Annotated in this window: 9 protein-coding genes and 1 pseudogene; 7 read left to right on the top strand and 3 right to left on the bottom strand. The window is 53.1% G+C overall.

Annotation, left to right across the window (positions count from 1 at the left end):
• The first annotated feature begins 19 nt into the window (after positions 1-19).
• Together NST04_RS29975 and NST04_RS29980 are read left to right on the top strand one after the other, a co-directional pair.
• Positions 20-1828, top strand: a complete 1809-nt coding sequence (locus tag NST04_RS29975; protein WP_341188089.1) for an adenine deaminase — start codon at positions 20-22, stop codon at positions 1826-1828.
• A gap of 626 nt (positions 1829-2454) precedes the next feature.
• Positions 2455-2883, top strand: coding sequence for an IDEAL domain-containing protein (locus tag NST04_RS29980; RefSeq protein ID WP_341187494.1), 429 nt, complete (start codon positions 2455-2457; stop codon positions 2881-2883).
• A 72-nt stretch (positions 2884-2955) separates the two neighbouring features.
• Here NST04_RS29980 and hemH read toward each other — a convergent pair whose 3' ends face one another.
• On the bottom strand, positions 2956-3981 hold the full coding sequence (gene hemH / locus NST04_RS29985) for a ferrochelatase (RefSeq protein ID WP_341187495.1): 1026 nt from the start codon (positions 3979-3981) through the stop codon (positions 2956-2958).
• 484 nt (positions 3982-4465) lie between these two features.
• On the opposite strand from hemH, the gene NST04_RS29990 reads away from it, so the two are divergent.
• Positions 4466-6769: an FMN-binding protein gene (locus tag NST04_RS29990; RefSeq protein ID WP_341187496.1), complete on the top strand. Its 2304-nt coding sequence runs from the start codon at positions 4466-4468 to the stop codon at positions 6767-6769.
• A 195-nt stretch (positions 6770-6964) separates the two neighbouring features.
• Positions 6965-7921: a 3'-5' exoribonuclease YhaM family protein gene (locus tag NST04_RS29995; protein WP_341187497.1), complete on the top strand. Its 957-nt coding sequence runs from the start codon at positions 6965-6967 to the stop codon at positions 7919-7921.
• A gap of 72 nt (positions 7922-7993) precedes the next feature.
• Here the strand turns inward: NST04_RS29995 and NST04_RS30000 are convergent, their stop codons facing one another.
• Positions 7994-9370: a TerD family protein gene (locus NST04_RS30000; RefSeq protein ID WP_341187498.1), complete on the bottom strand. Its 1377-nt coding sequence runs from the start codon at positions 9368-9370 to the stop codon at positions 7994-7996.
• A 143-nt stretch (positions 9371-9513) separates the two neighbouring features.
• On the opposite strand from NST04_RS30000, the pseudogene NST04_RS30005 reads away from it, so the two are divergent.
• Both NST04_RS30005 and NST04_RS30010 read left to right on the top strand, forming a co-directional pair.
• Positions 9514-10035 (top strand): annotated as a pseudogene (locus NST04_RS30005) (TerD family protein); the annotation flags it as partial.
• A gap of 228 nt (positions 10036-10263) precedes the next feature.
• Positions 10264-10929, top strand: a complete 666-nt coding sequence (locus NST04_RS30010; RefSeq protein ID WP_341188090.1) for a vWA domain-containing protein — start codon at positions 10264-10266, stop codon at positions 10927-10929.
• 575 nt (positions 10930-11504) lie between these two features.
• On the opposite strand, the gene NST04_RS30015 is transcribed toward NST04_RS30010, so the two are convergent.
• Positions 11505-12071 (bottom strand): GNAT family N-acetyltransferase, encoded by a 567-nt coding sequence (locus tag NST04_RS30015; RefSeq protein ID WP_341187499.1) that lies wholly within the window; start codon positions 12069-12071, stop codon positions 11505-11507.
• Between the two features lie 289 nt (positions 12072-12360).
• Between NST04_RS30015 and NST04_RS30020 the strand changes: the two genes are divergently transcribed.
• Complete coding sequence (locus NST04_RS30020; protein ID WP_341187500.1) at positions 12361-13248, top strand: LysR family transcriptional regulator; 888 nt, start codon at positions 12361-12363, stop codon at positions 13246-13248.
• The last annotated feature ends 118 nt before the right edge of the window (positions 13249-13366 follow it).

Genomic DNA, 13366 nt, shown 5'->3' on the forward strand with positions numbered 1-13366 from the left:
CCGGAAGGGAGTGCACATGATGACTTATACACGACAACCATTGGCGGACTGCGTCCCTGAGCTGGTTGCTACAGCCCGGGGAGATCAAAAGGCTACACTGGTCATTACTGGCGGCAAGCTGGTCAATGTCTGCTCCGGGGAGATTCTGGACGGCATGTCCGTCGCTGTACAAGGCGGGCGCATTGCTTACGTCGGCAAGGACGTCTCCCATACGATTGGGGAGAGAACGCAGGTTATTGATGCGGCAGGCAGATACATTGCTCCCGGACTGATTGACGGACACTGCCATATCGAGAGCACTCAATTGACGGTGACTGAATTCGCCCGCGCTGTATTGCCGCTGGGGACGACCGGAGGCTTTTTCGACGCCCACGAGATTGCCAACGTATTCGGGCTTAAGGGAATTAAGCTGATGCTGGACGAGATGCGGGGAACGCCGCTGGCTGCTTATATGCAGGTGGCTTCCTGTGTCCCTTCTGCGGGCGCAGAATTTGAGACAACCGGCGCGTCGATCGGACCGGAGGAAGTAGCGGAAGCCTACACCTGGGGCGAGGATGTGGTTGCACTCGGCGAAGTCATGAACTTCCCGGGTGTAGTCTACGGCGATGAGAAGATGATTGGAGAGATTCAGGCCACGCTGCGTGCTGGACGTTATGTTGACGGGCATTTCACCTGGCCGGCGAGTGACTGGAGACTTCCGGTCTATGCCGCAGCAGGGGTGACCGGGGACCATGAGTGTGTGACAGCGGAGGATGTGATTGAACGCGTACGTCTGGGGATGTATGCCAAAATGCGCCGCGGCTCTGCCTGGCATGATGTCGCCAAAACCATCACGGCGCATACCGAGCACGGGCTGGACCCGCGCCGGATGATGCTGGTGACGGATGACCGCAGCTCCGAATCGCTGCGCGATGAGGGGCATATGGATTTTGTCGTACGCCATGCGATCTCCCAGGGGGTGAAGCCGGTCACGGCTTTTCAGATGGCAACGATCAACACCGCCGAGCGCTTCGGCGTAGCCCGCGATATCGGCTCTATCACGCCGGGCTCCTGCGCAGATATCATTCTGCTGGACGGTAATCTGGCCGATGTTCATGTGGTCATGACGATTGCGGCTGGCGTTGTTGTGGCTGAGAACGGCAGCATGACGGCTGAGCTGAGCCCTTACACTTATCCGGATGAAGTGCTGGCCTCTGTGCATCTGCAGCAGCCCCCGGTTCCCGCAGACTTCGTGATTCATGCGCCCATTGAAGAAGGTGCTCTAGCTACACGGGTCATCCAGGTCATTGAGAATCATGTGGAGACCGGAGAGCTAATCATGAGTCTGCCAGTAGCCGGATCGGAGCTGGTGGTGCAGGACGGCCTGTGCAAAATCGCTGTTCTGGAGCGGCACAAGGGAACGGGCAACAAATCCGTAGGGGTTGTGCAGGGCATTGGCTTCCGCGAGCCTGCGGCTATAGCGATGACTGTAGCTCATGACAGCCATAATGTGCTGGTCATCGGCAATGATGATGGACTGATGGCGCAGGCGGCTGCGGCTGTGGCGGAAGCGCAGGGCGGTGTTGCCGTGATTACCGCTGCCGGGACCACCTTGTTCCCGCTGGCGATTGCTGGACTGATGTCTGCAGAGCGCTTTGAGATTGCCGCTGCGCAATCCGCTGCCATCAGCAAAGCGCTATATGATGCAGGCTGCACGCTGAACTATGCTTTTATGACCCTGTCTCTGCTGGCGCTGGCGGTTATCCCCGCACTGCGGATTTCCGATAAAGGCCTGGTGCGGATTTCTCCCGAAGAGGGAATTCAGCTGGTACCGTTGTTCGTCAGCTAAGGCGGCGCGACACCATACCGGTGAAGGTACACTTTTATTCTAATATTGGGCTACTGGGCCATTCAGTCTATTGCAGACTGGATGGCTTTTTTGTTGTAGAGGAAACTATAATTTCCTCCTGTTGTGGACAAGGTGAGTGTAAGGTACAGGGCCATATGGACCGAATGTATATGAAAAACAGCATACATTGTGCTCGCATGGAGGCGCATGCCCGAATGTATGCGAAAAACAGTATACATTATGCTAGTGCTAAGGTGCATGGCCCAAATGTATGTCAAAAACAGCATACATTGTCTACCACTCAGGCGCATGGACAAAATGTATGTGGAAAACAGCATACATTCGTGTGCTGGCGCGAAGGTAATCCTTTTCATCCATAGGATGTTTTTTTTGTTCGTGTATCAGTACCCTGTTGAAAAAATATAATAATTAACCGATTTTTCACAGCATGAAACAGAAAATTTTAAGTTTTTAATAAAAAGCATTAACAATAGGTGAGGAAAAGACGATAATACTTTTAAATTAGTTAAAATTATTGTCGAATCATGAAAATTCAGCATATACAGATCGTCCAAACCTGAGGAACGGGGTGCATGAGAATGTTGAGATTAGAAACGCGCGACATCTTGAATATCACCAGGAAGCAAATTGCCGGTATTTTTAAAATGGAGCCGGTTGAACTGAAATTTGTCAATGATTATCAGGGTGAGCAGTATCTGCTGACCAATGATAAGCTGCATCTCAGCAACCAGCATTATTGGGCTAAGGTCATGGAGTGTGTGTTCGAGAACCATGTCAGACCTGTTCTGATGTGCGAGGTGCTCTACTTCCTGCGCAATGAGTTTCTGGAAAGTGACATCAAGCTGAAGTTCTCTTATGATTTTGCGGAGGGCTCGGAGGGGGAAGCGGCAGCTTCGGCAGAGATTAGCTTCAAGGATTCGCCGGATCTGCAGCCTGATGAAATTGCCGAATTGATCGATTTTGCCCTAACTTTGCAGGATAAGCAGTGGTTCGAGGAACTGACTGCCAAATATAAACAGCTTACGGTTCAGTAATTGTACTATTTAAAATAAAACGCCCGGCTTACAGGATGACGGCATCCGTGAGACCGGGCGTTTTGCTTGTCCTCATTCGGCGGAAGACAGCCAGCCCCGGGCCGAGCGGTCTACCTGTTCCGCGAGGAAGCTGATCCACTCTTCCGTGCCGTTCAGGCAAGGGGCTACCTCCAGCTTCTCAGCATCCCCGCCGCCCATGGCGAAGAGTTCCCGGCCTTCTACGGCCAGCTCATGCAGCGTTTCGAGACAGTCCGTGACTAGTCCGGGTGAGAAAATCAGCGGCCGCCGGATTCCGCGTCCGTGAAGCTCCTTCAGCGTATCCGCAGTCGACGGTCCCACCCAGGTCTCCGGCCCGAAACGGGACTGGAAGGAGAGCTGCCAGCGTTCCGGGGTCCAGCCCATAGCTTCTGCGAGCAGACGGGCCGTTTCCTGGCACTGCTGCGGATACGGATCTCCGGTCTCGGCATAGCGGCGGGGAATGCCGTGGAAGGACAGGACATAATAGTCCGGCTCTTTGCTCATGGCGCGAATTTGCTGCTGTAATAAGGATTGCATCGCTGCGATATATCCAGGTGCGTCATGGTAGGCTTCTACGAAACGCAGCGCCGGTACGAAGCGCTTGGATACCTGCCCGTAGCGGCTATGACGTCCCAGAGCGGCGAAGCTTGCAGCTTCATAGACGGAAGCGGTTGTCGTCGAGGAATACTGCGGGAATAGCGGAAGGACTATGATGCGGGTCACTCCCGAAGCCTCCAGCTTGCGGAAGGCTTCGGCCATGCCGGGTGTGCTGTAAGCAAGCCCCAGTTCGACTTGATAGCTGCTGCCCAGCAGTGTCTGGAGCGCTGCCTGCTGGGCTCTGGAGTGAACGAGCAGCGGTGAGCCCTCTTCCATCCAGATTTCCTGATACAGCTTCGCGGACCTGCGCGGACGGGTGCGCAGAATAATACCGCGCAGCAGCGGCTGCCAGAGCAGGGGATGATAATCAATGATTCTGCGGTCAGACAGAAACCGCTTCAGATAGGGGCGGACCGCCTTGGCACTCGGGGCGTCAGGGGTTCCGATCTGAGCAAGAATAACGCCTATACACGACTGATTCATGAGCAGCTGTTACTCCTTTCCATGAACATGGCATCGTTTTAAAATATCATACTCAAGCCCGATCATACAATGTAATAAATCTCACGGATATCATATGAAGGAGGATATGGCAGATTATGAGAGGTGAATGGTTTGTGAATTTTGTGTCAATGCAAAAAAGTGATGTTTCTTATAGGGTATGTGATTTTCTACACAGAGAAAAGAGTTTCAATTTTGTTACCATCAAGCCAGAAATATTCACCAGCAGCTTGAAGTCCACTTATGTGAAATAATTCACTCTAATATGTGAATTGTTTCACCTTTTGAAAGATTGTATATATAGATGAATCTTTTCTTACACGGGCTGGGCCGAGCAGGAATGAAGGAAGGAGTGGGTGACGTTCAGGAAGAGTTGGCTGCTCTTCGTAATCAGAAGGAAATGAATGGACCAACACGGTTTGAAAACGCTACATACTACTGGGGAATAATAAAGGAGAATACGCATTTGAAAAAATTAATTTCTTTGACTGTAAGCGCAGCCTTACTGCTCGCGCCATTAGCCTACACGATTAACGCACCTGCCTTGAACCTGAAGGTGGATGCGGTTTCAGCAGCCTCGGAAGAAGCGCCGGCAGCGACTGCTAAACCAGCTCCGAAGGCAACAGCCAAACCTGCAGCCACTCCGAAGGCAACAGCTAAACCTGCACCAACTCCGAAGGCAACAGCCAAACCGGCAGCAACCCCGAAGGCGACAGCCAAACCTGCAGCCACTCCGAAAGCGACAGCCAAACCGGCAGCCACTCCGAAGGCGACAGCCAAACCGGCAGCCACTCCGAAAGCGACAGCTGCACCCGCAGCATCCGCCAAAGCTTCTGAGAAGCCAGCGGCAACTGCAAAGCCTGTAGCAACAGCAACACCAGTTACTGTGCACAAGGATGTATATCAGGATGGAGTATATGTAGCCTACGGAGATGCGTATTCCAAAGGTACAGAGGGTGCGAAGGTAACGATTAAAGACGGCAAGATTGCCGATATCGAGCTGCTCAGAACCAGCCCGAAGATCATTGACCGCAATGCCCGTGAGAATTACAGCGGCGTGTGGGCAGCCTACGGTCTGATGAAAGACAGACTGATGGGCAAAACCAGAGACGGCGCAGCTGCGGTTGATGCTGTATCCGGCGCAACCCGCACGAGCAACGGCTGGAAGCTGTCCGTAGACAGAGCTTTTGAGCGGTCGCTTGCGCATCAAGCGGCGGATGTTGCTTATTTCAATGGAGTCCACATGGGTGTAGACCCTGAGGCCAAATATGCAGTGTTTGCTACCTATGAAGCAAACAAGCTGACTGCGGTTAAATTGTATCCGCTGAGCGCTACCGGAGATTTCGTGGATGAGAAGACGTATACGGCTGAACAGACCGCAGCGATTGCTGCAATCACTCCTGCACTGCTCGCCAAAGGTGCCAGTGCGCAGCCGGTAGCCGGCTTCGAGACGGAGACCAAAGCCGCAGTGAACGCCTTCTGGGATGCCGAACAGAATGCCAGCATCAACAACAAATCTGCTTATGTTGACGGATTCTACTCTTCCTACGGTACAGCAAGAAGTGTAGGCGTGGAGAGAGCAGATGTTGTGATCCGTAACGGTAAGCTGGTAGATGTGAAGCTGTTCAGACTTGGCAGCAACCTGATCGACAGAGGGGCAACCGCTTATGCGGAGGTTGTGAAGGCGAATGCTCCGATGACCGCCAAACTGCTGGCTAACGGATCTTATATCGCTAACTATAATGAAAAGGTAGATGGAATCTCCGGCGCTACGGAGAGCAGCCACGGCTGGAACCAGGCCGTAGAGCGCGCTTTTGAGAAAGCCTTGAAGACTCCTGGGGAAGGTCAAACCTTCGACGGTAAATTTGCGGGTGTGGATAATCAGTCCAAGGTTATGCTGCTGGTTGATATCGATGCGGATCAGGTAACAGGCATTAAGTTGAGCCTGTTCGGCGCAGACGGCAAGCTGATTGCAGATGACAAACGTACGGAAGAACAGAAATCACTGGTCGACAAGCTGACCGCCGGACTGCTCGCAAGCGGTGTGCAGGCTCCAGATATCGCCGGACAGGAAGTCTTGTCGGCTGCAGCGAAGGCAGCACTGACGGATGCTTTGACTAATGCGTCCAAAGTACAAGGCACTTATAAAGACGGCACCTTCACCGCTTATGGTGATGCGTATGACAAAGGCACGAACAAAGCAGATGTTACACTGCGCAACGGCAAGATCGTAAACGTTGCTCTGTCCCGTGTAGGCATGAACATGGTCGATCTGGGCAAATCCGCTTACGCTGAGGTGCAAAAAGCTATACCGGTGCTGACCGCCAGCTTCCTGGCCGCAGGTACAAGAGAAGGCGCTCAGGATGTAGATGCGGTATCCGGCGCTACCAGCAGCAGCAATGCGCTGAAGGCAGCCGTTGACAGAGCTTATGGTAAAGCGGAAGTTACGGAAACGGATAAGGCTGCGTATTTCGATGGGATTTTCATCGGTGCAAGTGTGGATAAAACTGTAAATGTCATGGTTACTACTAAGTATAATGTGCCTGTAACTATGGCTGTGTACTACCTGGATGATAAGGGGAAAGTCAGATATAACCTGACGGATGACGAGCTGCTTGTGAAATACGAGATCGAAAATACCTCGAACGGCAAAGGACTGCATAAGTACGGGTACCGTGCAGCAGCCTTCGGAGCGAATGATGCCCAGAAAGGCATCTCCGCCAAAGTGGTAGAAGCCATCAAAGAAGCGCTCGAATCTGCCGGAAAATAACAGAATCTATTTATTAAGGGTTGTCCAAGGTCATGCAAATGGCCGCCGGGACAGCCCTTTTTTCAGGTGTGGACATAAATAGAAATGCCAATCGTATAGTAATTTAAAGGGATTTGGGAAGGGAGTGTCAAACCTCTAATATACACACTAATATACCCAGCAGGCCCAGGCCTGTAAGTCATAGGAGGCTTCACAATGACATTAATCAAACAGCTAGCCCCGCAGGATGAATTCACCGGCTTCTATCTGCTTAGAGAACTGGTGCTGAAACAGACGAACGGGACTCCTCCCAAGGATTACTTCGATATTGTACTAGGTGATGCCAGCGGTCAGATTTCGGCGAAATACTGGGACGTCAGCGTGACGGATAAAGAGACTTTTTTTCCGATGGCGCTGGTGAAGGTCCGGGGATTGGCCCATACGTACCGCGAGAAGCTCCAGGTCAAAATCACCAAGCTCAGACTGGTTAATGAATCGGATGGGGTATCGCTGACCGACTTCATCCGTTCGGCCCCGGTGCGTCCAGTGGACCTGGTCCATACGATCAAGAACGAAATGGCTAGTATTGTTGATCCGGAGATTGCAGCGATTGTGAACTTTTGTGTCGGTAAGGTAGAGGAGAAGCTGATGCATTATCCGGCTGCCAAGACCCATCATCATGCCTATTTCGCCGGGCTTGCCTATCACATGGTCCGCATGCTGGAGATTGGGGACTTCCTGTGCAAGCAGCGTCCGTTCCTGAATCCTGATCTGATGAGAGCAGGCATCATCCTTCATGATATCGCCAAGCCGGAAGAGATGATCTCGCAGTACGGCATTGTGTCGGATTACAGCGTGCACGGAAAGCTGATTGGACATATCTCAATGGCTTCAAGCTGGATTACAGAAGCGGCCATCCGCACCGGAATTGATCTGGAATCCGAGAAGGTCATGGCGCTTCAGCATCTTGTATTGTCCCATCATAATCTCGGGGAGTGGGGAAGCCCGGTCCAGCCGCAGACGGCTGAAGCGGTTGCCCTGCATCATATCGATGCGATGGATGCCAAGCTGCAAATGGTGGAGGACGCCCTGGATACCACGCCGGTGACGGAGGAATGGACTCCGTTCATTAGAGGACTGGAGAATAAGGCCGTCTACCGGCTGAAGTTATAAAGAGTGAGATCCTTGTATCGCTGAAAATAAAGCAATCCCCCCATCCCGCAGTTGCGGTTTGGGGGGATTGCTTTATTTTGGACCTTCAGCCTCCGCTGCGGCGGCGGACTCAGCCGCAGCCTTCTCTGCAGGGCCATCGGCCTCCACCGTAAGACCGTAATGGCTGCATAGGGCACGGAGTCCGCCCGGGAACCCCTCGCCAATAGCAGCGAATCTCCACTTATCCTTATAACGGTAGAACTCGCCGATAACAACGGACATGCCTGGCATAACATTCCGGCTGAAGGGGAACACCGCCAGCCTGACTCCCGTCCGGGAATCAATCAGTGATACGGAAGCGTTCCAGATCGGGCCCGGATGCCTGTTACCGCTGAACTCCGGAACGGTGAAGGCCAGCGCAATCCGTGTAATGGCTGCAGGCAGATTGCTTAACTGAAGATACAGATGCCCCATATGCGCAGCAGGCTTCGAGCAGAAGACGGAGCCGCTGGGGTCTTCCATATTCCCGTAAAAAATAAGCCCCCGCTCCTGCTCACAGCGTCCGCTCTCCCGGAGCAGAAAGGCAGCAGTCTCCGGCTGGCTCACTTCCGTGTGCAAAGCCGATGCATCCCACTCCACAGCCGCAAGAAGTCTGGAAGCGCTGAGCTTGCCGCCGATATCGACGCGCTGCCCCCGAACCAGTGTAGGGACAGCCGCAGCACCGGCGGCTGTCGGTGCTGCGGCCGGAAGCTGGTCAAGTGAAGCTGCTGGCGCTTCACCTTGTGCCTGCCCGGCTGCCGTTCCGCTAACCTGCAAGCCCGGGCTTGCAGCAACCGCGGTCTTAGCGGCTGCCTTCTTCCCGGCCGCCGGCTTTTTCGCGGCCTTCTTGGGCGCTGCTTTGAACGGCGTATACCCGCCGTCATACATCGTCCCGGCCTTATAGCCCTGGCTGCCGGCTAACAGCAGCGGATCGAACTGCTGCCACTGCTCCATCAATTTCAGGAGAATCAGTGCAGAAGCTCTGGCATCCTCCAGAGCATCATGGTGCTTCAGCCGGATGCCGAAATGCGCCGAGATGACATTCAGCTTATGGGAGGGGAGGTCCTGGAGCATTTTTTTGCCGAGCAGGTAGGTACATAAATATTGAAAGCCTGGATAGCAGAGAGAGTAGTCGTCCAGGCAGTAGCGCAGCACACTCATATCGAAGGCGGCATTATGCGCGATCACAATCTCCCCTTGCAGCAGCGGCTCTACCGTAGGCCACAGCTCCTCGAAGGTAGGCTGGCCTCTGACCATCGAAGGTGTAATGCCATGAATGGCAATATTCATCCCGTCGAACGGTTGCTGCGGGTCTATCAGCCAGTTATGTTCTGCTGTAACGATACCATCGCGGACCTGAACAAGCCCCAGGGCACAGGCGCTGGAGCGGCCGGCATTGGCAGTCTCAAAATCTATCGCAGTGAAATTCATCAGGTAAAGCCCCTATCTATCATCTAATACCTCCATATTATAGGAGCAAAGGCGGAAATACAATCTGTTCAGGTTGTGCAAGGCTGCCACAATGGGGTATACCTTATCTATGAACTTCTGGAATAGACTGCTATGAAGAGGAGATGAAGGATTTGCTGCTTTCAAAAGGTCAAAAGGCCGAACTCACCAAAGGAAGAGATGTAAGCGGCATAAAGGTCCAGCTCGGCTGGAATACACACCATAGCGGAATAGGCGTAGATGCGGCAGCCTTTCTGTTGTCGGATCAGAACCGGTGTGAACGGGATGAGGACTTTATTTTCTATGGCAATCCGGTCTCCAGGGATGGGGCCATAGCTCATGCTGCGGAGGGGGAGAACGGGGCGAGCCTGTCCATTTCGTTAGCGAAAATACCTCTGCATTATGCCCGCATTGCGCTGACCCTGACGATCTATGAGGGGGAGCAGCGAAACCAGCGGATGAAGGAGCTGTCAGGCTTGCAGCTGACACTGACTGACCGCAGAACTGGGGAAGAACTGCACCGCTTCGAGTATGGAGCGGATCTGTCGGAGGAGACTGCCGTTGTAGCCGGGGAGCTGTACCGCCATCAGGGAGAGTGGAAGTTCAGCGCCATCGGGAGCGGGTATAATGGGGGCCTTGCAGCCCTGTGCCAAAGCTACGGGCTTGAGGTGGAACAGGAATCCGGGAACGAAGCCGCAGCAGCGGCTGAGGTGGTAGAGCGGGAAACTGAGGTAGTGGAGCAAACATCTGAGGGAATGGGGCAGGCAGCTGAGGTAGTGGAGCGGACAGCTCGGTTAGTGGAGCGGACGCCTGAGGTAGTGGAGCAGACCCCGGAGGATATCCCGCAGTCCGCAGCCGAGCTTCCGGTGAATGTGTTGTCTTCGATTAATCTGCGCAAAAAGATCGTGGAGCTCACCCTGGTCAAAAAACAGCTCACCGGTGTCACCGCAAGGGTGGGGATTGTACTGGACATCACCGGCTCCATGCGTAGTCTCTATGCCAGAGGCGTGGTGCAGGAAGTGGTGGAACGCATCCTCGCGGTAGCCAGCAAGTTCGACGATAACGGCTCGCTGGATGTATGGGTCTATGATACGGAATTCAGCAGACTTCCGCCGGTTACCGAACAGGAGCTTGGCAGCTATGTCTTCACCCATATTATGAATAATGATGCGATTCATAAGTTTGGACGCAATAATGAACCGCCGGTGATGCAGGATGTTATCCAGAAATACACGAAGGAGGAGCCGGACACAACGCCTGTGTTCATTATCTTCATCAATGACGGCGGGGTTGTGAAGCTGACCCGCAAGGTCATTATGGCAGCCTCTTCTCTTCCAATCTTCTGGCAGTTTGTAGGCATCGGCGACTCTGACTTCGAGGTGCTGAAGCAGCTCGACACGATGAGCGGCAGACTGGTGGATAACGCCAGCTTCATGCACCTGGACCGCATCGAGGATGTATCCGACGAGGAACTGTATGACCAGCTGTTGAATGAATTCCCGCAGTGGCTGAAGGCCGCGAAGGCGAAGGGGATTCTGTAGCAGTATTCGCAAGGAGGCACATAGCCTCTGCTAAGTAGCAGCCTTCGCTCTATAGCAGAATTCGCAGGGAAGCGCAGAGGTTCCGCTCTATAGCAGAATTCGCAGGGAAGCGTGTAGCCTTTACTCTGTAGCAGCATTCGTAGGGAACCCTAGAACCTCCGCTCTTTAGCAGCATTAACAGTAAACTGAGTTTGCCCCCTTAGTGCGGGCGGATTGCACATCAATGCCAGGAATGTTGCATATAATGCAGCTTTGATTCCTGAATATTTGGGCGTCCATGAGGAATGTTGTAACAATTGCAAGAATTGTCCCGTTAATCCGCCCGGAGGAGCAAGAAAGCTGACTTTTATACAACAATTTAGAGTTTTGCTCCAAATGATGAGGAGATTGTTGTCTTATGTGCAGGATTTTTGAAATTTACCAGCCACAGCGGCACCCGAAGCAAGACCCCAAGCGGCACCCGAAGCAAGACCCCAAGCGGAACCCCTAGCAAGACCCCAAGCGGAACCCGAAACAAACCCGAAGCGGAGCCCTAGAGCGCTCCGCTGAATCGGTTCGCCGTAAGAAAGGGCAGCTTAGCCGGTTACCCTGGCTTTAGAAGTTGATTCCGCCTGTGGACTGGCAGAGACCGGCAGCTCCAGACGATAGCCCTTGACCAGTGTATCCCCGTTCTTCAAATCCGTCTCATAAGCCCGCTTGAAGCCAAGTCTCTCATACAACTTGATCGCAGAGGCCATCATATCCGAAGTATGCAGATTCAGACTGGCTGCCCCCAGTGCAATGGCCCTTCCTGCCGCTTCGCGGATCAGAAGTCTGGCCACCCCGCGCCCCCGGACCGCCGGAGATACGGCCAGCAGACGAATGATCGGCGTATGGATGGCCAGCTCCGGTCTGCCGTAAGCAGCCTCAGAGGAGGTAAACAGCAGTACGCTTCCCACGATCTGTCCATCCTGCTCCGCTACAATCCGGGAGACCGGTCCATCGCCATGAACCGAGCCGAGAATGGAGTCACGGTACTCCTCCCAGAACGGCCCGGGCAGCACGGCTGCATATTCGCTATAAGCTTCGAGCAAGACCCCGGCAATGGCTTCACGGTCGGAAGCTGCGGCTTCACGGATTACAAGTTCTGTTGAGTGATTCATCTGGTGCCTCCTGTCCGGTAATGGAATGTGCCGTTATTATAATACATAAATCCGATGAGTATAAGAGGAATTAGATGATTTCAATTAATAGATAGAAAAGTTCTATCTGACTTGTGATAAATGTAAATTGAACTTGAAAACATAAATTTGGGGAAAAGTGGCGGAAGGGAAATTTCCAAAATAAACGATGCCTGTCAGTTGACAAAAAAAAAGCCTCTGCATAAGATTGATTAAATTCATTGTTAAACGATAGGAATAATATAATTATTGATGCAGAGGGGGACTATGCTTGAATATCGAGAACATTGAGGCGTTTGTCTACATTAACCACTACGGAAGCTTCAACAAAGCGGCAGAGGTGCTCTATATCTCGCAGCCGACAGTGACGGCCCGTATCCAGTCGCTGGAACGGGAGCTGGACTGCAAGGTATTCGACCGGCTGGGCAAGCAGATTAACCTGACAGATAAAGGCCGCCAGTTCCTCCCCTACGCGCAGCAAATTCTGCAGGTCTATCAGAACGGCAGGCATCAGCTTCAATCCAAAGGCCAAATCCCCGGCGAGCTGAGAATCGGCAGCACGGTATCGGTCTCCAATTATCTCATGCCCCGTCTGCTGCTTCATTTGAAGCAGCGTTATCCCCACATTCGTATCAAGCTGACTACTGCTCCTACCGAAGTGTTGATAGAGAAGCTGAAGGCGAGGGAGATCGATCTCGCTTTTATCCGCAAGGTAGTAAATCCGTCCATCCAGTCGTTCCCCTTCTGTGAAGACCCGATCTCGCTGTATGTGTATGCCGGTCATCCGCTGGCCCGCAAGGGCCGTGCTTCGATCCGGGAGATCTCTGAGCAGACTCTCGTATTCTTCGAATGCGGCTCGCTGGACTGGATGCGCCTGCACCGGGTATTCGAGAGCATGGAGCGTCCGCCGGGAATAGTCTATCAGGTGGATAACCTGGAGACAGCCAAGAAGCTGGTGCTGAAGCAAGCCGGAATCTGCTTCCTTCCAGCCTTGAGTGTGCAGGAGGAGGTAGAGGCGGGTTCCCTGGTAAGGGTGGATATCGCGGAGACCGAAGGCATCTCCTTGCGGACTCACCTGATTTCGCTGAACGGGGAGAACGCGGAATTCCTGGACACCCTCCTGGAGCTGGGGACGGGGACGCTGAGCAAGCTGAATTGACTTCTTGAATAACCATATTAAGAAACTCTATTAGCGCATGGCAGCGTGCAGTGATAAAGTTAATTGCATATAATCACCACTATACAGATAGGAATTATCTAAATTGAAAAGGGGCTTG

Source organism: Paenibacillus sp. FSL H7-0756, assembly GCF_038006765.1.
In the GTDB taxonomy this organism is placed as follows: Bacteria; Bacillota; Bacilli; order Paenibacillales; family Paenibacillaceae; genus Paenibacillus_AQ.